The sequence below is a fragment of the Micromonospora jinlongensis genome (genome assembly GCF_013410645.1).
GTDB lineage: Bacteria > Actinomycetota > Actinomycetes > Mycobacteriales > Micromonosporaceae > Micromonospora > Micromonospora zamorensis.
Genome location: NZ_JACCHK010000001.1, coordinates 4,673,107 through 4,693,082, shown reverse-complemented (window position 1 = coordinate 4,693,082; position 19,976 = coordinate 4,673,107). Strand labels below are relative to the sequence as shown.

Genomic DNA, 19,976 nt, shown 5'->3' with positions numbered 1-19,976 from the left:
CGATCGAGCGTACGGGGCAAAGTGGACTAAAGACCGATATTCACGAAACCTGAATAATGTCCGTGCCGTCCCGTACCGGTCGTGGACTACTCGCGGATGCCCCGATGCAGGGCCACCACACCACCGGTCAGGTTGCGCCACGCCACTCGTCCCCACCCGGCCGCGGCGATCCGCCCGGCAAGCGCGGCCTGCGCCGGCCAGGCCCGGACCGACTCGGCGAGATAGACGTACGCCTCGGGGTTGCTCGACACCGCCCGGGCGACCACCGGCAGCGACCGCATCAGGTACGACAGGTAGACCGTCCGGAAGGCCGGATTGACCGGGGTGCTGAACTCGCAGACCACCAGCCGCCCGCCCGGCCGGGTGACCCGGGCCAACTCACGCAGGGCGGCGTCGGTGTCGTTGACGTTGCGCAGCGCGAAGGAGATGGTCACCGCATCGAAGCTGGCATCGGCGAACGGCAACCGCAGCGCGTCGCCGGCCAGCAGCGGCACCTCGGGCCGGGCCCGCTTGCCGGCGTACAGCATGCCCAACGACAGGTCGGCACCCACCGCGTACGCCCCGGACTGCGCCAGCTCCCGCGTCGAGACGCCGGTGCCCGCACCCACGTCCAGCACCCGCTCACCCGGCCGCAACCCCAGTGCCGCCCGGGTGGAGCGACGCCACGAGCGGTCCTGACCCAGCGAGATCACCGTGTTGGTCAGGTCGTAACGCTCCGCCACGCCGTCGAACATCGCGGCGACCTCGTGCGGCTGCTTGTCCAGACTGGCTCGCTGGCCCTGCGGGGTACGGCTCACCCCTCCACTCTGCCAGCCGGCCGCCGAGCGCCGCCATCTGGGTGCGGTGCCGTCGCACGGGTACGCGAAAGGGCGGGGTGGTCGCCCACCCCGCCCTCACGTCGTGCCAGGTCCGCCGCCGTTGCGCCTCGTGTCGAAGCGCCTCTGGTCAGCGGCGCGGTGTCGTCAGTCGGTCGACTTCTCGTCGCCCGGAGCGACCAGGACGACCTTGCGCCGGCGGGAGAGCACCAGCAGCGCCCCGCCCACGAGCAGGATGATCGCGCCGATGCCGCCGATCAGGCCGACCTGCACACCGGTCACCGGCAACCCACCACCGCCGGAGCCACCGCCACCGGCACCCGGCGACGTGGTCGTGCCGGGCGTCGTCGTGCCACTCGGGCTCGGCGTGCCGTCCGGCGTCGGCGTGGCGGTGGGGGTCGGGGTCGCGGTGGGCGTCGGGGTCGCGGTGGGCGTCGGCGTGGGGGTCGGCGACGGCGGCGCGGTCAGGTCGACGAAGACGTCGAAGATCGCCTGGTTGTCACTCTCGTCGACCTCGGTGAAGGCCTTCCGCTGGGCGCTGGTCGCCGGTTCGGGCTCCTCCTCGGACTGACCCGTCGCCGCGTCCAGACCGTGCGCGACCAGCTCACCAACGCGCAGCACCGGCTGGGTGACGTTCACGCCGACCGTCACCTTGATGTCCGCCGTGTAGTACTCACCAGGCAGGATCACCGCGCCGTCGTCCTGGCAGAGCGCCTGGGCGACGCCGCCGAAGGTCTGCGCGACGCAGGTGTCCGGCAGGGTGGCGAAGGTGACCCCGGCCGGGAGCGTGAGCACGTAGGAAAGGCCGGTCGCCGTTTGACTGCCGTCGTTGTAGACCGCCCAGTCCAGTGGCACCGTCTCGCCGCGCCTGACCGGCCGGAGGTCGGGGTCGTCGCCCTGGACGCCGTTCACCACCACGTTCGCGTTGACGTCCTGCACCCAGCTGGTCAGGTCGTAGCCGGGCTTCGCGACGGTGATGTCGTGCTCGACCGTGTTGTCCTTACGGTGGGGATCGGCGGTGGCCGACCTGATGGTGACCACCAGCGTGCCGGCCTCACCACGACCACCGGTGGAGAAGAGCGGGACGCCGAAGTCTTCGCTGGTGCCGGCGGGCACGTCGCCGAGCTGGCAGGTGAAGGTCCTGCCCTTGACCTGGCAGCCGTCGGGCACCGCGACCCCGACCAGGCCCTTGCGCAGGTTGCTGGTGTCCACGGTGTAGCTGACGCCCTTGGCGGCGACCGTGCTCCGGGTGTTGTCGACCAGGAACTTGAACGGCTTGGCCTTGGCCGCGTCGACGCCCTCGGCCAGCTCGTAGCTGAGCGGCACCAGTGCCAGGTCAGCCTGGTCGGCGGCCTGTGCCGGGGCGGCCACGGTGGCCAGGCCACCGGCCGCGAGCAGAGCCACAACGCCAGCGCGCGCCAGGGTCGAGCGGTGGAACGCTGTCATCAGTCCCCCGGGGGTAGGGAAGAAGAATGGTTGCGGAACGGAGCGGACGCTATCGAAGGTCGATCTCTTACGCCAGCGGGCGAGGGTGTTTTCATCCGTCCGGCCCGAGCTGCGCAGACGCTACGGGCGGGATGGTCACCCATCCCGCCCGTACCGCCGTGCGTTATATGAACGACCCTCAGCGGGCCGATGGAGGACAGCCCACAGCCATCAGACCATCTGCCACCAGTACCGTCGTGCCGTTCTCGGCGACCGACTGTGGCAACGGATACGAGGCGCGACGCTAGCCGTCGACGATCATCTCCACCAGCCCTGACCGGGCAGCCTGACGCTGCGGCGACGGGGACCACCCGTACCGCCGGGACGACGCGGCAGGAGCATGAGCCCCGGTCAGCCGAACGGCCCGACGTCGACCCGCGTCAGTTGACCTCGACCAGCGGCAGGGCCTTGCCCGCCCCGCCGCCGGGCAGCGCGATCGAGGAGAAGTGCGAGACCACCCGCTCGTCGGTCGGGTCGTCGGCCGGCGTGTGGTGCACGGCGAGCCGGTTGTAGAGGGTGTCGCGCTGCGCGGGGATCCGGTCCGCCGAGCGGATCATGCCGATCAGCTCGTGCAGGTTGGAGCGGTGCCGGGCACCGGCGGAGGAGATGACGTTCTCCTCCAGCATGATCGAGCCGAGGTCGTCCACGCCCATGTGCAGCGAGAGCTGCCCGACGTCCTTGCCCGTGGTCAGCCAGGACGCCTGCAGGTGCGGCACGGTCTCGAAGAAGAGCCGGGCCACCGCGACCAGCCGCAGGTATTCCAGCGTGGTCGCCTGGGTGCGGCCTTTGAGGTGGTTGTTCTCCGGCTGGTACGTCCACGGAATGAAGGAGCGGAAACCGCGGGTGCGGTCCTGCACGTCACGGATCATGCGCAGGTGCTCGATCCGCTCGGCGTGCGTCTCACCGGTGCCCATCATCATGGTGGCGGTCGACTCGATGCCCTGCCGGTGGGCCAGCTCCATGACCTCCAGCCAGCGCTCGCCCGACTCCTTGAGCGGCGCGATGGCCTTCCGCGGCCGCTCAGGCAGCATCTCGGCGCCAGCGCCGGCGATCGAGTCCAGACCGGCGGTCTTGATCCGGGCGATCGCCTCGTCCAGGCTCACCCCGGAGACCTTCGCCATGTGCAGGATCTCGCTGGGGCCGATCGAGTGGATGACCAGCTGCGGGTACGCCTGCTTGACCGAGGAGAACAGCTCCTCGTAGTACTCCACGCCGTAGTCCGGGTGATGCCCGCCCTGGAGCATCACCTGGGTCGCGCCCAGCTCGACCGCCTCGCCGCACCGGCGCAGGATTTCCTCGGTCGGGTGGGTCCACCCTTCCTTGTGCTTGGGCGCCCGGTAGAACGCGCAGAACTTGCACGCCGTCACGCAGACGTTCGTGTAGTTAATGTTGCGGTCGATCAGGTACGTGACGACGTTGTCCGGGTAGCGCCGCCGGCGCACCGCGTCCGCCGCCTCGCCCAACGCGTGGAAGGGCGCCTCGGTGTAGAGCAGCAGCGCCTCCTCGGGCGTGATCCGCCCGCCGTCCGCGCCGCGCTGCAGGATGTCGTCGATCTCCCGGCTCACCGTCACGCCCCGAGCTTACGCCGAGCTACCCGGACGGCTCAGCGCAGCCACCTGCCGGGATGCTCGCCCCGGCGCGAGTGATCCGGTCACCCCGGCAGGCACCCGGCCCCAGCCTCGGGTGAGGCTGGGGCCGGTGCCGTTCGGTGCGCGTGGGATCAGAAGATGCGCAGGATGTCGGCGGAACCCCAGTTGCCCTCCCCGCGGGGCGGCTGACCCGAGACGTAGAGCTTGTCATCGGCCGACAGATCACCGGTGGCCCGGAAGCTCGACAGGCTCCCGACCGACTGCTGAGCGACGAGGTCGGTCCGGCCGTCCCCGGAGAAGTCACCCACCATGATCCGCGGCCGGTTCGCGGCGCTCCAGTTCGCGCCCACCTGCCGGTACGGCCCGGGGAAGAGAACTGTGGTCAGATCGCCGGTCGACCGGTAGGCCCGAAGGGTGCCGTCGGCGCTCTGGGCCACCAGATCGGTGATCGCGTCGCCGTCCACGTCGCCAGGCAGGATGCGCGGGATGGCACTGCTCGTCCAGCCGGTACCGACCACCTTCGCCTGCTGCGTCGACGGGAAGAGCCGCAGGTTGGCGGAGAGGTCCCCGCTCGACGGGTAAGCCTTCATCGAGCCGTCCGCGTACTGCGCGATGAGGTCCGTGCGTCCGTCACCGTTGAAGTCGCCGGTCAGGATCCGGAGCACCGCCGTCGCTGTGAAACCGCTGCCCACGTCGCGAGGCGCGCCGGAGAAGAGCCGCCCGTCGGCGGAGAGATCGCCGGTCGAGGCCCACACCCGCAGCGTCCCGTCGGCCAGCTGCGCGAGCAGGTCCGTCCGCCCGTCACCGTCGAAGTCACCCGGAAGGAGCTGTGGAATGGCCGAGATGGTGAAACCGTTGCCGACCACGGCACTCGCACCCGCGAAGAGTTTGTAGTTGGCGGACAGGTCACCCGTCGACGCCCACGCGGTCAGGGTGCCGTCGGCGACGCCCCCGATCAGGTCCGACCGGCCGTCGCCGTTGAAGTCACCGACGAGCACTCGCGGGCGGGTGGCCGCCAACCATCCGCTGCCCACGTACGGGGCCGCCGTCGGCTCGGGATAGACAGTGCCGGACAGGTAGCTGCTCGGGAAGAGCCGGAGCCGGCCGTCGGCCGGTTGCGCCAGCGCGTCGGCACGGCAGTCGCCGGTCCAGTCGCCGAGGATGGCGATGCTGCCCTGGTTTCCCGGCACGGCGGTCCCGCCACCCGCGTTGCAGGTGGACACGCTGTGCTGGCGGACCCAGGCCGCCAGGTCGTCGGTGCGCGCCTCGACCGCGTTCCGACGGGTCTCCGTCTCGCCCAGGCAACCGCCCTGCCAGGAGGTGTCGTGCAGGGCCACCAGCTGCGGGGTGCCGCCGCCCAGGCGGACGGTGGGCCCGCCGGCGTCGCCCCGGCAGGTCGTTGGGCCGCCGCTCTCCGGGCTGATGTCGATGCCGGTCGCCGACACGGCGTCCGCCGTGACGAGCACCCCGTGCAGCTTGTCCGGCACCCATTCGGTGGCCGTACGGCCGAAGCCGAGCGCCTGGAACGTCTCACCTGCGGCCGGTGCCGTGGTGCCGAGGACGACGGGCGTGACCCCGACCGCCCGCCCGGCGAGCCGGAGCAACGTGACGTTGCGGCTCGGATGCGGCACCACCCAGGTGGCCCGACGGACGTGACCCGCACTGCTGGTCAGGTCGAGCCGCCCCACCGTCACCGTGATCGGCTTCGCCGGGGCCCCGGTCACGACCGGCGCACCGGTGGCGCTCAGGCAGGACTTGGTTGTGATCACGTACTGCGGTGCCACCAGCGCGGCGGAGCAGCCGCTGACGCCGTCGAATGACACCTTTGCCGCGAAGGCGAAGGTGTCATCGGTGATCGGCGTGCCACCACTGACCGCATGCGCTGGTGTGCTGGCGACCAGGCCTGCCCCGGCCAGAGTCACCACCCCGGCCAGCAGCGCGCGCCAGCGCCCTGATTGTCGACCCACTCGATTGCCCCCGTTCAATCAAACGTGCCGTGCCCGGGCGAACGGGCACGGCACGCGGAAACCTGACTGTCGAGCGTGCGACGACGCGCCGCTCCGATGCCAGGCGTTGACGATCGGCAATATACGCGATCGAATTGAGATCCACTATCCCTCGTGCGGCAGCGCTGTCAGGCGTGCGATCGACCGTTCAGGTCGGCCCGCCTGCACGGGCGGTCGAAGGCGCAGCGGCCCAAACCACGCGCAGGTACGCCTCCCACCACGAAGCCGACCGGGTGCTGCCCCCGGTGACCTCGGCGAACCGCTCAACGAACTACCGGCTGTTCGGCGCCGTCATGCGTCGTAGTCGACAGTCAGCTTGTCGGTCGTCGGGCTGGACTGGCAGGTCAGCACGTAGCCGGCGGCCAGCTCGTCGGGCTCCAGGGCGTAGTTGCGGGCCATCGTGACCGCGCCGTCCACGACCTTCGCCTTGCAGGTCGAGCAGACACCACCCTTGCAGGCGTACGGCAGCTCGCCGCGCACCTTCAGCGCGGCGTCCAGCACCCGCTCCTCGCGACCCATCGTGAAGCTCGACGAGCGGCCGTCCAGCACGATGGTCACCTCGGCCCCGGCGCCCACCTGGTCGGTGGGTCGGCGGACCGGCTCCGGCGGCGCGTCGACGTGGAACAGTTCGGTACGCACCGCCGACTCGGGGAGCCCACGCGCGGTCAGCACGTCCCGGACGTCGACCACCATGCCGTACGGGCCGCAGAGGAACCATTCCTCGACCAGGTCGCCCGGCACGATGCTGCCCAGCAACCGGCCCAGCCTCTCGGCGTCGATGCGCCCGGAGAGCAGCGGTGACTCGCCCTGCTCCCGGGAGAGGACGTGCACCAGGTGCAGCCGGGTCGGATAGCGGTCCTTCAGGTCGGCCAGTTCCTCGGCGAACATCACAGTGTTCGCCGTGCGATTGCCGTACACCAGGGTGAACGTGCTGGCCGGCTCGACGGCCAGGGCGGTCGCGACCAGCCCGAGCACCGGTGTGATGCCGGAGCCGGCGACGACCGCGCCGTAGTGGCGCACCCGGTCCGGCGCGAAGGCCGTCGTGAAGGTGCCCAGCGGTGGCAGCACCTCGACCGTGTCGCCGCCGCGCAGCGCCCCACAGGCGAACGCCGAGAACGCGCCGCCGGGGATCTCCCGCACCCCGATCCGCAACCGGCCGTGCCGGGTCAGGTCGTCGGGGGTGGAGCAGATCGAGTACGACCGGCGCACGTCCGAGCCGTCCTCGGCCACCCGCCGCACCGTGAGGTGCTGGCCCGCCTGGAACGCGAACGTGTCCCGCAACTCCTCCGGTACGGCGAACGTGACCGCCACCGAGTCGTCGGTGAGCCGGTCGACGGCGGCGACCGACAACGGGTGGAAGGCCGGCCGGCGACGGACCGGGCGGGTGATGGTGACAGTCACAGCGCCTTCAGATGGTCGAAGGGTTCGGAGCAGGAGCGGCAACGCCACAGCGCCTTGCACGCGGTGGAGCCGAACCGGCTGACCTGCTCGGTCTCCGGCGAACCGCACTGCGGGCAGCGGACCGCGAGGGTCAACGACACCACGCCGGCGGCCGGCACCGGGGCCGGCGGGGCGATCCCGGCGGCGGCGAGCTTCGCCCGCCCACGGTCGGAGATCCAGTCGGTGCTCCACGGTGGGCTGAAGACCGTGCGGACCTCGGCGTCGGCGTGGCCCGCGACCGCGAGCGCGCGGCGGATGTCGGCCCGGATCACGTCCATCGCCGGGCAGCCGGTGTAGGTCGGGGTGATGGTGACGGTGACCCGACCACTGGCCGGATCCTCCTCGACCGCCCGGAGGATGCCCAGCTCATCGATGGTGATCACCCGGATCTCCGGGTCCACCACCGACGCGGCCGCCTCCCTGGGGTTCACCACTGCGCTCCGGGGTGGGCGCGGTGCAGCACCTGCATCTCGGCGAGCAGATAGGCCAGGTGCTCGGTGTGCACGCCGGTTCGTCCACCGGCCGGCGCCCAGCCGCTTCCCGGCAGGGTGAGCGTCGCCTCGGCCAGCACCGCGCCGACGGTCTCGTCGAACGCCGACCGCAGGGTGGCCGGGTCGACCGGCGCCGCCGGGTCCGCGGCGAACAGCTCATGGGTGTACGGCCACACCTGGTCGACGGCGGACTGCATGCGACGGTGCGACTCCTCGGTGCCGTCGCCGAGCCGCTTCACCCACAGCGCGCCGTGGTCGAGGTGGTAGGCCGACTCCTTACGCGCCTTCGCGCCGATCGCGACCAACCGCTCGTCCGCGCAGCCGGCCAGCGCCGTGTACAGCGGCAACTGGTACGCCGCCAGGAAGAACAGCTTCGCCATCGTCACCGCGAAGTCGCCGTTGGGCAGCTCGACCAGGAGCGCGTTGCGGAACTCGCGGTCGTCGCGCAGGTACGCCAACGCGTCCTCGTCCCGACCCGCGCCCTCCAGCTCGCCCGCGTACGACAGCAGCAGGCGGGCCGCGCCGAGCTGGTCGAGGGCGATGTTGGCCAGCGCCACGTCCTCTTCCATCTCCGGCGCGCGGGTGGTCCACTCGGCCAGACGCTGCGCGGCGATCAACGCGTCGTCGCCGAGGCCGAGGGTGAAGTCGAAGGGCCCGTTCACAGGTGGGCCACCCCGTCCGGCACCTCGTAGAAGGTGGGGTGGCGGTAGACCTTGTCGGCGGCCGGGTCGAAGAAGGCGTCCTTCTCGTCCGGGCTGGACGCGGTGATCACGCCGGCCGGCACCACCCAGATCGACACGCCCTCCTGGCGGCGGGTGTAGAGGTCCCGGGCGTTGCGCAGGGCCAGCTCGGCGTCGGGGGCGTGCAGGCTGCCGACGTGGGTGTGCGACAGCCCGCGCCGCGCCCGCACGAAGACCTCCCACAGAGGCGAGTGATCCGTCATGCCGCTACCTTCTCCCGCTGTTCTGCCCGCTTCGCGGCGTACGCCGTGGCGGCCTCCCGTACCCATGCGCCGTCGGCGTGCGCGGCCCGGCGGTGGGCGATCCGTTCCCGGTTGCACGGCCCGTCGCCGGAGATGACCCGCATCAGCTCGTCGTAGTCCGGCTGGGTGTAGTCGTACGCCTGCCGCTCCTCGTTCCAGCGCAGGTCCGGATCGGGAATGCGCAGCCCGAGGATCTCGGCCTGCTGGACGCACATGTCGACGAAACGCTGCCGCAGGTCGTCGTTCGAGAAGCGCTTGATCTTCCAGCCCATCGACTGGGCGGAGTGCGTGGAGTCGCCGTCCGGCGGGCCGAACATGGCCAGGGACGGGTACCACCAGCGGTCCACCGCGTCCTGGGCCATCGCCTGCTGCCCCGGGGTGCCGTGCGCCAGGGTGTGCAGGATCTCGTAGCCCTGCCGCTGGTGGAACGACTCCTCCTTGCAGACCCGGATCATCGCGCGGGCGTACGGGCCGTAGGAGCAGCGGCACAGCGGCACCTGGTTGACGATCGCCGCGCCGTCCACCAGCCAACCGATCGCGCCCACGTCGGCCCAGCTCAGGGTGGGGTAGTTGAAGATGGAGCTGTACTTCTGTCGCCCGTCGAGCAGCAGCCGGACCAGCTCGTCGCGGCTGATGCCGAGGGTCTCGGCGGCGGCGTAGAGGTAGAGGCCGTGGCCCGCCTCGTCCTGCACCTTGGCCAGCAGGATCGCCTTGCGCTTGAGTGACGGCGCCCGGCTGATCCAGTTGCCCTCCGGCTGCATGCCGATGATCTCGGAGTGGGCGTGCTGGGCGATCTGCCGGATCAACGTCCGGCGATACGCGTCGGGCATCCAGTCCCGTGGCTCGATCTTCTGCTCGGCGTCGACGACCTCGGCGAAGTACGCCGCCAGGTCCTCGTCCGGGGCGGGGCCGCCACGCCGTCCGCGCGCTGCCGCCGCGCGAAGCTCGGCCTCGGCGGCCTCGACCTCACCCAACAGGCCGCTGCCGGGGGCGTCGTCCGGGGCGCCGTTCGGGGCGGAGAAGTCGTTGCCATACATGACGCTAAGTGTTACAGCTTGCGCCACGTTGCACCAGGGGGTGTAACAGGAATCCGAGGATCCTATCCGTAACGGAATGAGCGCTTTGCGTCACCTGGGTCGCCGGAAGGTGACGTGACTTAGGCCACGAAACAAAGGTGAATCCCCGCAAGAAACGCATACCGGTCCCATATCGCGTCTTTATGGCGGCGTGCCTAGTGTCGGACTCTGGCGGGTCCGGCAACCGGACGTAGACTTTCCGCCGTCACACCGATCGGCTTCAAACGATCGCCGTACGACAGAGGCCACCTCCCCCGGCCTCGGCGATCAGCCGGTTTGTCCGGACAACAAGCCGGTCCCCCCGGCCCTGACACCTGGAGCTCACCCACTCATGCGATCTCGCGTGACCATGGTGCTCGCCATCACGGCGGTCCTGCTCGGCGGCGTCCTACTGGTCCCCGCCGCGTACGCCCGCCTCTCCGACGGCGACAGCAGCGGAGTCGGAGGCGGCGGTGCCGCCTCGACCGTCGCCGCGCCCGCGCCCACCCCGCCGCCGCCGCCCACGCTGGCGGCCGGACCGGTGTCGGTGAGCTTCCGGGGTGAGTTCTTCTCGTGGGCGCTGCTGGATCGGCAGACGGGCACGATCTCCGGATCGCCGAACATGACCGCGACCAGCTCCACCGAGTCGATGATCAAGGCGTGGATCGTCTCGGACTACCTGCGGCAGCTCAAGGACAGAGAGCCGCCCGCGGCGATGAAGGAGATGGCTCGAGTCGCCATCGTCGACAGCAACGACGGGGCGGCCAACAAGGTCCACGCCGCTGCGGGGGGTTCGTACAAGCCCTCCACGAGCAGCACACCCGACGCGGTGATCCAGCGGGCGATCACGATCTGCGGGCTGACCGACACCAAGCGCGGCAACGTCAAGCCGTACACCGGGTACTGGAGCTTCACCCGGATGTCCCCCCGCGACGCGGTCCGGCTCGGTGACTGCATCGCCGACGGCAAGGCCGCCGGCCCCAAGTGGACCAAGTGGGTGCTCGACCAGATGAGCAAGGTCCAGGGCACGACCGCCAAGAAGGACCAGAGATCAGACTCCGGCGGTGGACGCTGGGGGATCATCGACGGTCTGCCCAAGTCGATCACCGCGCAAGGCCCGGTCAGCATCAAGAACGGCTGGACCCCGATCAACTACGACGGCAACTGGCACGTCAACTGCCTTGCCGTCAACGACAAGTGGAGTCTCGCGGTGATGCTGCGCTACCCGCAGAGGAGCGGTCTGGACTACGGCGCGAAGGTCTGTGCCAGCGTGGCCACTCAGCTGGTCACCCCGCAGCCCGGTGCCGCGCTCAAGGTGCCGCAGCAGCCGGTCGGGAAACTCTGATGGCCGGCAACCGTCGGGCCACCCGGCGCGAGGGCGCTGACGCGTCCCCCCTTCGGCTGGTCGCGATCGCGGTCATCCTGATCGGGCTGGTGCTGGTGTCGCTGCGGCTGCTGCCCGGGTCGCCGTTCGAGTCGTCCGCCGCCGCCAAGTGGGGCAACGCCGGCACGACGACCAGCGACCGGTCCACCGGCAAGCCCACCGACCGCAGCGCCCGCCAGCCGGCCCCGCCGTCGCCAAGCCCCAGCCCCTCGCTGGCACCGCTGCCGTTCGCGGCCAAGGACCTCGACCTGGACATCGAGGGCTGGTACGCCTGGAGCGTGCTGGACCGCCGGACCGGGCAGATCATCGGCTCCAAGAACATGGGCGAGACCAGCACCACCGCCTCAATGATCAAGTCGTGGATCGTCGCCGACTACCTGCGTCGGGCAGCCGACGCCGGGCAGACGCCGAGCGACGCGAAGCTCGCCGACGCGACGCGGATCATCCGGGACAGCGACAACACCCGGGCCGAACAGTTCTACAACCTGGTTGGCCGGGACGCCTCGATCAAGCGGCTGATCTCCATGTGCAAGTTGACGGACAGCAGCGTCGCCCCCGACAAGGGTTGGAGCCGCACGGCTCTCTCCCCCCGGGACACCGCCCGCCTGGGCAACTGCATCGCCACCGGCACCGCTGCCGGGCCTAAGTGGACCAAGTGGCTGCTCAACGAGATGAAGCTCGTGCGCGGCGCCGGTGACTTCGGCATCCGCAAGGCCTTCCCGGCCGCCGAGCAGAAGCAGATCGCCATCAAGAACGGGTGGATCGACCGGACCAGGGAGCAGGAGATGCACATCAACTGCCTGGCCATCGGCGACACCTGGACGATGGGCGTGATGGTGAAGTATCCGATCGACAAGGGCTACGACTACGGCATGAAGAACTGCGAGAAGATCACCGAGGCGCTGCTCCGCCCCGGTGCCTGAGCCGCGCCGGCCCCGACCGGCTGCTCAGCCGGCTTGCGCCGGCTGAGCAGAGACCCCGGCCGGCTGCTCAGCCGGCGAAGAACTCCGGGCCGCCGTCCGGCAGCGCCGGGGCCTCGCCGATGGCGGTAGCCCGTCGGGCCCACTCGCGCAGCCCGGCGACCTGACGGTCGCCAAGGGAGAAGTCCAGGGTCCGGAAGTACGTGGCCAGCGTCTCCGCGTCGAACGTCTCCCAGCGGGCCGCCGCCTCGGCGACCTGGTCCAACTCGGCCAGGCAGAGGTCCCGCGAGCGCAGGAACGCCTCGTGCACCTCCTTGACCATGCCCGGATGGGCGGCGGCGAAGTCGCGGCGGACCGCCCAGACGGCGAAGACCATCGGCAGTCCGGTCCACTCCCGCCACGCCTGCCCGAGATCGGTGACGGTCAGGCCCCGCTGGGGCGCCTCGTAGTACGCCCGCAGCGCCACGTCACCGATCAGCACCGCGGCGTCGGCCTCCAGCAGCATCTGGGTCAGGTCCGGCGGGCAGCGGAAGTAGTCGGGCCGCACGTTGTACTGCTCGGTGAGCAGCAGTTGAGCCAGCATGACCCCGGTCCGCGAGGTTGAGCCGAGCGCCACCCGGGCGCCGTCCAGCTCGGCGAGGGGTCGGGTGGAGACCATGTTGACCGAGAGCACCGGCCCGTCGCTGCCCACCGCCAGATCCGGCAGGAGCAGAAGCTCGTCGGCGTGCTTCAGGTACTCCAACAGGGTGATCGGGCCGATGTCGAGGTCGCCGGCGACCAGCGCGGCGCTCAACCGGTCCGGTGAATCCTTGTGCAGGTCGACGTCGAGCAGGGCGCCGGAGCGCATCAGACCCCAGTAGATCGGCAGGCAGTTCAGGAACTGGATGTGCCCGACCCGCGGGCGTGCGATGCGCTCAGCCATGACCCGACCGTATCCCCGGCCTCCGGATCCGGCTCGGCGGGCCGACCCGAAGTGGTCAACCCCGCATTCGCTCCGCCTGGTTGTGGGCACTGCGGTCCGTCCGGGTCGGCCAGCGATTGCCGTCGTACCGCCGAGGCCACGACCGGCACGAGGACCAGCACCACCAGCAAACCGGCCGCACCGGCGCCGGCGATCAGTGGCCTGGGCGGTACGACCGCGAGCAACGCCCCGCCGACCAGAAACCCCGCCATCGAGCCACCCTGCACCGCCGCGCCATAGCTGGCGTACGCCCGAGCGCGCATCGCCTCCGGCACGCGGCGAGCGGTGAGCAGACTGGCGAACACGTTCTCGCCGCCGTTGGCCGCGCCACCGACCAGCCACAGCGGCACCAGGAGACTCGCCGCCGGCACCGTCGCGGCGAGCAGCACCATCAGGCTGCACACGACCAGCGTGGCCAGCACACCACGTACCAACGCACCGTCGTCGTCGAGCCGCTTGGCGAGGCGCGCGGCGAGCCAGGTGCCCGGCAGCATGCCGGCCAACCACGCAGCGCTGACCAGGCCGTACGTGGTGGCTGAACCGTTCAGCGTCTCCCGAATGAAGAAGACCTCGATCACGTTGATGCCGCCGATCGCCGCGACCACCGCCGCGGTACTCACCACCATGACGAGCATCAGCGGGTCCCGGCGCAACTGCCAGCCGATCTCCGTACCCCCTCCGCCGAGGGCGGCCGCGCCCGCCCGGGTGACCTGGCCCGGCGGGGTGACCTGGCCCGGCGGGGTGACCTGGCCCGGCGGGGTGGTGGCGCCGTCTGGGCTGCGGTGGCCGGTGGGAGCGGCGGCAGGCCGTCGACCGCCGCGACGAGTCCGCAGCAGCAGGCCCGCGACCACGAGCGCCAGGTAGCTCGCGGCGTCGATCAGCAGCGGTACGCGGGTGCCGAACTGCCCCACCAACAGGCCGGCCAGCACCGGGCCGCCGAGCGCGCCGAGCGAGACGGCGGTCTGACTGATCGCGCTCGCCCGTGGCAGGTCGGCCGGACGGACCATCGCCGGCAGTAGCGCTGCCAGGCACGGCTGGGTCACCGCGAGTCCGCAGGCCAGCAGAGTGACGAGCCCGACCACCAGGACCGGGTGGTCGACGACGGCGAGGAGCCCGCAGATCGCGGCCTGCGCCAACCCGATGGTCACCAGCAGGGTACGGCTGTCCACGCGGTCGGCGAGCCGGCCAGCGAGCGGGGCGAGCACCACCAGGGGCAGGGTGGCCGCCAGCAGCAGCCCCGACACGGCGAGCCCTCCGGCGCCGGCACCCTGCAGGGCAAGCGCCAACGCCGTGGCGGCGAGGAAGTCGCCGCAGATGGTGGTGCCTCGAGCCGTGGCGGCGAGCCAGACATCCGACCAGCGCGACTCGACAGTTGTGAAGGACATACTTCGAAAATATTACTTCACAACTGATGGGCGCAACCCCCATCTATGCCAGCGGCACCGTCCGGTAATGCACGGCGACACTGCGCGCCCCCGGCGGCGGATCAGCGTGACGCCGCCGCGAGTGGTACGGCCTGAGCAGCGCCAGAACCGCCTCGTTCAGCCCGGCCAACTCCTCGGCGGTGAGCAGCAGCAGCGAGTCGTTGAACAGCGCCTTGTCGTACCACTCGGCGGGCTCGTCCCCGGCGCGCCGCGACCAGTCCCGAATCCGCTCAATCCCCCGGACCGCGTGCGCCTCCGCCAACGCCTGCTCCGCCGCCCGCGCGGCGGGTCCAGCCTCGCGGCCCGCGTCGACCATCCAACTCGCACTCACCACGCGCCAGACCCGCTCGCGCGCGTCGCCCCGACTCGGCGCCTGCTCGACCAGGCCGAACTTCGCCAGCGCCCGCAGGTGGTAACTGGTCGCACTCGGCGACAGCCCGGCGATCTCCGCGAGCTCGGTGGCGGTTCCGCCGCTCTCGCGGCTGCTCAGGTGTTCCATGATCGCGATCCGGGCCGGATGGGCCAGGGCCCGCATCACCTGCGGGTCACTGATCGTCATCCGGCGCGCATCGGGACGGGCCTCGGTCATAGGCCCATGATCCCGGCAGCTCCCCCAACCTGCCATCACCGGTGGGGCAGAATCACCGGCTCCTCCCAGTGATCGACTCGGCTTCCTGGAAACCGGGGCATCGCACGGACCCGGACACCGCGACTTCATGAAAACCGAGTCGATCACGGCGCGGGCGTACGGCGCGGGCGTACCGCGACACGCCATCTCGTACGGATGGTCGCATGGGTAATTCGGTGGAACGGACGGGCTCGGGAGCGTAGGGTTGCAGCCCGCTTGACGGCCGAGGTGAGCTGCACCGGAACGGACGTCTTCGCGCCGGGCGGCCGGCCATCCGCCCCCGGACACGCGAGCGCGCAGCAGATGTGAACGATGGGACGTCAGCATGCCCGCACTTGACCTCGACACCCACCTCGACACGGATCTGGCCGCCGAACGCACGCACCTCGCAAACTCGCGGGCAGCGCTACGCCGGATGCGGGAGCGGGCCGAGGCCCTCTTCTCGACCGGTGACCAGGTTGCCGGCGACGCGTACGCGGCCGAGACGCTGGGTCGCACCCTGGCCCGCCGGGTGGCCGAGCTGGCGGACGACCCGACCACGCCGCTCTTCTTCGGTCGCCTCGACTTCGCCGGAACCACGGACCGCGAAACCACCGACAACGAGGTCATCGGCAGCGGGACCGCCGACGGCCGCCCGGCGTTGGGCGCAAGCCCCAACGCCAACGCCAACGCCAACGCCAACGCCAACGCCAACGCCAACGCCAACGCCAACGATGATCATGAAGGTCGGCGGTACCACGTGGGGCGGCGGCACGTCACTGACGAGCTTGGCGAGCCGTTGGTGCTGGACTGGCGGGCACCGGTCTCCCGGTCGTTCTACCGGGCCAGCGCGCGGGATCCGCAGGGCGTGGCGGTCCGGCGGCGGTTCGGGTTCAGCAACGGGGTGCTGACCAGCTTCGAGGATGAGCGGTTGGATCGGGGCGAGGAACTCGGCACGACCAGCCGGATCCTCACCGCCGAGATCGAACGACCGCGCGTCGGGCCGATGCGGGACATCGTCGCGACCATTCAGCCGGAGCAGGACGAGCTGGTCCGGGCCGACCTGGCCGACTCGATCTGTGTGCAGGGTGCGCCGGGGACCGGCAAGACGGCTGTCGGCCTGCACCGGGCCGCGTACCTGCTGTACCTGCATCGGGAGCGTCTGCGACGGGCCGGTGTGCTGATCGTCGGGCCGAACCGGGCGTTCCTGTCGTATATCGCGGCGGTGCTTCCGGCGCTCGGCGAGGTCGAGGTCGAGCAGGCCACGGTGGAGGACTTGATCTCCCGGGTGCCGGTTCGGGCGGTCGAGGAGCCGACGGTCGCCGCGCTCAAGCACGACGTACGCATGGCGAGCGTGCTGCAACGCGCGGTGCGGGCACAGATCGGTACGCCCACCGAGTCGATCACCGTGTCCGACGGTTCGTTCCGGTGGCGGATCGGGCTGGAGCCGTTGCACCGGATCGTCGAGGAGACCCGTCGGGAAGGTCTGCCGTACGGCACCGGCCGGGAGCGGGTCCGGGCGCGCGTGGTGAGCCTGCTGCAACGGCAGGCCGAGGCCCGTCGGGCCGAGTCGCCCGGTGATGCCTGGCTGCGTCGGATGAGCCGCTGCCGCCCGGTGGTCGACTTCCTGGACGCGGTCTGGCCGGCACTCACCCCGGAAGGGCTGGTGCACGGCCTGCTCTCCGACCCGGGCCGGCTGGCCGCAGCGGCGGACGGCCTGCTCAGCGACGCAGAGCAGGCGTTGCTCGTCTGGGCGAAGCCGGCTCGCACCCCCAAGGCGACCCGCTGGACCGCCGCGGACGCCGTGCTGATCGACGAGGCGACCGGGCTGCTGGAACGACCCTCCGGGTTCGGGCACGTGGTGGTGGACGAGGCGCAGGATCTCTCCCCGATGCAGTGTCGGGCCATCGCCCGGCGCAGCGAGCACGGCTCGATCACCCTCCTCGGTGACCTGGCCCAGGGCACCGCCCCGTGGGCGGCCACGGACTGGAAGGAGTCCCTCGCCCACCTGGGCAAGCCGGACGCCGTGGTGGTCCCGCTGACGATCGGTTTCCGGGTGCCCGCCGCGGTGGTCGCGTTCGCGAACATGCTCCTTCCGGCGCTCGCGGTGGACGTACCGCCGGCCGAGTCGCTACGGCACGACGGTGGCCTGGACGTGCGTACGGTGACCGATCTGACCTCGGCGACGGTGGCGGAGGTGCGCGCGGCGCTCGTGCACGACGGCTCGGTCGGTGTGATCGCCGCGGACGACGCGGTCGACGGGTTGCGCGCCGCTCTGGCCGATGCCGGTGTCGCGACCGCGACCGCCGACGACGTGGCGGCCGCGCAGCGGGTCACAGTGGTGCCCGCGACGCTGGTGAAGGGCCTGGAGTACGACCATGTGGTGGTGGTCGAGCCGGCCGCGATCGTCGCGGCCGAACCGCGCGGGCTGCACCGGTTGTACGTGGTGCTCACCCGAGCGGTGTCCCGTCTGGCGGTGCTGCACGTTGCGCCGCTGCCCGCCCCTCTCGTCGGCGGGTCAGCGGGCTGACAGGGCCGCCGCGATCTCCCGCAGGGGGCGGCCGGAGTCAGCCAGTGGCACGTGGAACGACAACCACGACCCGTCGGCAAAGTCGATCCGCAGCCGCTTCCAGTTCAACCGGTACCGGCCGACCCGGGCGGTCACGGCCGTGCGCGGCACCGACCCGAGCAGCTCGATGTCGGCCTGCGCCCGTTCGTCCGCCGCTGAGCTGGAGAGCAACCCGACCGGTGCTGTCGCGCCGACCAGCAGCCGCTGGTCGGTGACCCCCAGCACGATGTCGCGGACGCCGGAACCCTTCGCCGCCACGGTCAGGGCGTGGTGCAGCAGGGAAGCCTGCGAACCTGGTTCGCCTCGACCTCCGACGCCGAAGAAGAGCCAGTCGACGGCGTCGTCCGCTCGACCGAAGGTGATGTTCGGCGACAGCACGTTGAGCAGGGCACCCAGGAAGCCCGGCCCACCCGGGGCGGGTGGCGCCGACGGCTGCGGGGGCGCCGCCGGGGTCAGCCCTCCGCCCGCTCGGACCCGGGCCACCGCACGCACCTGCTCTCCGGCCGCTAGCAGCCGGGTGATCCCCTCGACGTACCGCGCCTGACTGCCGTCGACCGTCATCGGCGCTCCTCGTGGTCGCCGGGCCGGCGCGGGCCGGCACCTGGCTCCCCGATGACCTCACCGACCAGCTCCCGGACCTGGGCCGCAGCGGCCTCCTGCGCCCGGTTGGCGGCCGCGGTGAACTCCTCGGCCAGGCTGTAGGAGTCCAGACGCATCGCCCGCGCGTTCAGCTCCGCAGAAACGATCTTCCCGTCGGCGGCGGCGGTGACGCGCACCAGGCCGGAGTCGCTCACCCCCTCGGCGCTGGTCTGCTCCAGCTCCGCCATCCGGTCGGCGAGCTGCCGCTGCCAACCGTCCAGGTTGCGGGCCAGCGCCTCGATGCGGTCCAGGGCGGGGAAGGTCATGGCTGCCTCTCAGTTCACGATGGAGTCGAAGACATTCTGCACACTCTTGGTGTAGGGGCCCAGGTCATCGCTGTACGTGCCGTCCACAAGGTAGTTGCGGTCCTTCTGCCCGTCGGAGATGTCGTGCAGGCCCACACCGGTGTCCAGCAGTGCGCCGCCGAAGCCGGGGATGTTGACCGGCGAGACCTGGTTGATGACGAACTTGCCGGGAAAGAGAGTCTTGAACTTCTCGATCTGGAAGGCACGCCCCTCCGGCGTCCAGCCACCCTTGGTAAGCAGCTTGTACTGCTTTTTCCGCTTCTTGAGCTCCATGACGGTGTTGGCGTACTCGCGCAGCTGCCCGGCGACTTTGCCCAACCGGGTGGCGAGGCGGGTGAGCACCTCGGCGAACCGGGCGACGATCTTGACCATCCGACCCACGGTGGTGGCCAGCCGGGCCAGCACCCGGACCACCGTGGCGGCCAGCGAGACGCCGGCGCTCAGCGCCGCGGCCACGGCCGCGATGATCACCTCGGTGAGGAACCAGAGCAGGAACTCGAGGATCAGCTCGACCAGCAGGTTGAACGCGTCGACCGCCGCGTTGGCCGCCTCGACCAGCACGTCCTTCGTGCCGTCGAGCCCTCGGGCCAGCTCCTCGATCGCCTTCTCCACTGACTCCATCGAGGCATGGAAGCTCTCTGCGGCGTCGCCCTTCCAGTTGCCGCGCAAGCGGGCCCGGTCGGCTATCTGGTCGCCTGCGATCTCCCGGACCGCCGCGCCGGTGTCCAGGCAGACCTGCGCCGCCCGCATCAGGTCGTCCGGTTCACCGGCGACCAGTTCCAGCAGTTGCTCGAACGGCCAGAGCACCGCGTTGGAGAGCGGCTTGAAGGGCTCCGGAGTGCCCGACACGATCTGCTCGAAGTAGGTCTTGTTGCGGTGCAACGCCTCCGTGCTCACGCGGGCACCGGCCCGCTCGGAGCGCTGGTGCCGCCCGACCAGGGGCCGGGGGCGATGACGTCGGGAGCTGGCGGGCGGCCGGGCACGAACATGTCGGTGTTGGCCACGTCGGTGCCGGTGTAGGCACCGGCGGTGTCGCTGACCCCCTCCGCGATGTCCGCCATCATTTCGGCGCCGTCGGCGAGCCCCTGCAGGCACGCCTCGAACTGCTCGGCGTACGCGGCTGCGAGGCCGAACGACGCCGGCATCACCCCGAACGCGTGCCGAGGTACGTGCCCGTCGCCAAATGAACGGTGCAGCTCGCGGAAGCGGGCCGCCCGGTCGTTGGACGTCTTGGCGAACGCCGCCAGCGCCTCCGGCTGGACCTCCAGGTCTCTGCTCGGGCTCGACACGGACCCTCCCCTGTG

19 protein-coding genes are annotated in these 19,976 nt (G+C 71.0%); 3 read left to right on the top strand and 16 right to left on the bottom strand.

Features of this window, described 5'->3' with window-relative positions:
* Positions 1-86 precede the first annotated feature (86 nt).
* The 9 genes from HNR22_RS20965 to paaA form a co-directional block, all read right to left on the bottom strand.
* A complete protein-coding gene (locus HNR22_RS20965) occupies positions 87-797 on the bottom strand; it encodes a demethylmenaquinone methyltransferase (protein ID WP_088951123.1) in 711 nt (236 codons plus the stop codon).
* Positions 798-962: 165 nt separating this feature from the next.
* The gene (locus tag HNR22_RS20960; RefSeq protein ID WP_179781770.1) at positions 963-2,261 is read right to left on the bottom strand and encodes a cell wall anchor protein; all 1,299 of its coding nucleotides are present in this window, start codon (positions 2,259-2,261) and stop codon (positions 963-965) included.
* A 419-nt stretch (positions 2,262-2,680) separates the two neighbouring features.
* Complete coding sequence (gene mqnC / locus HNR22_RS20955) at positions 2,681-3,871, bottom strand: cyclic dehypoxanthinyl futalosine synthase (RefSeq protein ID WP_179781769.1); 1,191 nt, start codon at positions 3,869-3,871, stop codon at positions 2,681-2,683.
* Positions 3,872-4,020: 149 nt separating this feature from the next.
* Positions 4,021-5,856, bottom strand: a complete 1,836-nt coding sequence (locus HNR22_RS20950; RefSeq protein WP_179781768.1) for an FG-GAP-like repeat-containing protein — start codon at positions 5,854-5,856, stop codon at positions 4,021-4,023.
* A 330-nt stretch (positions 5,857-6,186) separates the two neighbouring features.
* On the bottom strand, positions 6,187-7,296 hold the full coding sequence (paaE, locus tag HNR22_RS20945) for a 1,2-phenylacetyl-CoA epoxidase subunit PaaE (protein ID WP_179781767.1): 1,110 nt from the start codon (positions 7,294-7,296) through the stop codon (positions 6,187-6,189).
* Entirely contained in the window at positions 7,293-7,769 is a 477-nt protein-coding gene (gene paaD / locus HNR22_RS20940; RefSeq protein ID WP_179781766.1) for a 1,2-phenylacetyl-CoA epoxidase subunit PaaD, read from the bottom strand. The genes paaE and paaD overlap by 4 nt, the downstream gene beginning before the upstream one ends.
* Complete coding sequence (gene paaC, locus HNR22_RS20935; protein ID WP_179781765.1) at positions 7,763-8,488, bottom strand: 1,2-phenylacetyl-CoA epoxidase subunit PaaC; 726 nt, start codon at positions 8,486-8,488, stop codon at positions 7,763-7,765. Before paaC ends, paaD begins: the two co-directional genes overlap by 7 nt.
* A complete protein-coding gene (gene paaB, locus HNR22_RS20930) occupies positions 8,485-8,769 on the bottom strand; it encodes a 1,2-phenylacetyl-CoA epoxidase subunit PaaB (RefSeq protein WP_179781764.1) in 285 nt (94 codons plus the stop codon). The genes paaC and paaB overlap by 4 nt, the downstream gene beginning before the upstream one ends.
* Positions 8,766-9,845: a 1,2-phenylacetyl-CoA epoxidase subunit PaaA gene (paaA, locus tag HNR22_RS20925; RefSeq protein ID WP_179781763.1), complete on the bottom strand. Its 1,080-nt coding sequence runs from the start codon at positions 9,843-9,845 to the stop codon at positions 8,766-8,768. Before paaA ends, paaB begins: the two co-directional genes overlap by 4 nt.
* Before the next feature lie 370 nt (positions 9,846-10,215).
* Here paaA and HNR22_RS20920 point away from each other — a divergent pair, with 370 nt between their 5' ends.
* Both HNR22_RS20920 and HNR22_RS20915 read left to right on the top strand, forming a co-directional pair.
* Complete coding sequence (locus tag HNR22_RS20920) at positions 10,216-11,208, top strand: hypothetical protein (protein ID WP_179781762.1); 993 nt, start codon at positions 10,216-10,218, stop codon at positions 11,206-11,208.
* On the top strand, positions 11,208-12,170 hold the full coding sequence (locus HNR22_RS20915) for a serine hydrolase (protein WP_179781761.1): 963 nt from the start codon (positions 11,208-11,210) through the stop codon (positions 12,168-12,170). Before HNR22_RS20920 ends, HNR22_RS20915 begins: the two co-directional genes overlap by 1 nt.
* A 67-nt stretch (positions 12,171-12,237) precedes the next feature.
* On the opposite strand, the gene HNR22_RS20910 is transcribed toward HNR22_RS20915, so the two are convergent.
* The 3 genes from HNR22_RS20910 to HNR22_RS20900 are packed head-to-tail and all read right to left on the bottom strand — an operon-like array spanning position 12,238 to position 15,141.
* On the bottom strand, positions 12,238-13,089 hold the full coding sequence (locus tag HNR22_RS20910; protein WP_088951111.1) for a menaquinone biosynthetic enzyme MqnA/MqnD family protein: 852 nt from the start codon (positions 13,087-13,089) through the stop codon (positions 12,238-12,240).
* The gene (locus tag HNR22_RS20905) at positions 13,041-14,513 is read right to left on the bottom strand and encodes an MFS transporter (RefSeq protein ID WP_179781760.1); all 1,473 of its coding nucleotides are present in this window, start codon (positions 14,511-14,513) and stop codon (positions 13,041-13,043) included. The genes HNR22_RS20910 and HNR22_RS20905 overlap by 49 nt, the downstream gene beginning before the upstream one ends.
* A 43-nt stretch (positions 14,514-14,556) precedes the next feature.
* Positions 14,557-15,141: an ArsR/SmtB family transcription factor gene (locus HNR22_RS20900; RefSeq protein WP_179781759.1), complete on the bottom strand. Its 585-nt coding sequence runs from the start codon at positions 15,139-15,141 to the stop codon at positions 14,557-14,559.
* A gap of 364 nt (positions 15,142-15,505) precedes the next feature.
* Between HNR22_RS20900 and HNR22_RS20890 the strand changes: the two genes are divergently transcribed.
* Positions 15,506-17,689: a HelD family protein gene (locus tag HNR22_RS20890; protein WP_218906563.1), complete on the top strand. Its 2,184-nt coding sequence runs from the start codon at positions 15,506-15,508 to the stop codon at positions 17,687-17,689.
* On the opposite strand, the gene HNR22_RS20885 is transcribed toward HNR22_RS20890, so the two are convergent.
* The 4 genes from HNR22_RS20885 to HNR22_RS20870 are packed head-to-tail and all read right to left on the bottom strand — an operon-like array spanning position 17,678 to position 19,961.
* Positions 17,678-18,289, bottom strand: a complete 612-nt coding sequence (locus HNR22_RS20885; protein WP_179781758.1) for a hypothetical protein — start codon at positions 18,287-18,289, stop codon at positions 17,678-17,680. The genes HNR22_RS20890 and HNR22_RS20885 overlap by 12 nt on opposite strands.
* On the bottom strand, positions 18,286-18,633 hold the full coding sequence (locus tag HNR22_RS20880) for a YbaB/EbfC family nucleoid-associated protein (RefSeq protein WP_099849887.1): 348 nt from the start codon (positions 18,631-18,633) through the stop codon (positions 18,286-18,288). The genes HNR22_RS20885 and HNR22_RS20880 overlap by 4 nt, the downstream gene beginning before the upstream one ends.
* A 9-nt stretch (positions 18,634-18,642) precedes the next feature.
* Entirely contained in the window at positions 18,643-19,569 is a 927-nt protein-coding gene (locus HNR22_RS20875) for a WXG100 family type VII secretion target (protein WP_179781757.1), read from the bottom strand.
* Complete coding sequence (locus HNR22_RS20870; protein ID WP_179781756.1) at positions 19,566-19,961, bottom strand: type VII secretion target; 396 nt, start codon at positions 19,959-19,961, stop codon at positions 19,566-19,568. The genes HNR22_RS20875 and HNR22_RS20870 overlap by 4 nt, the downstream gene beginning before the upstream one ends.
* Positions 19,962-19,976: the final 15 nt, after the last annotated feature.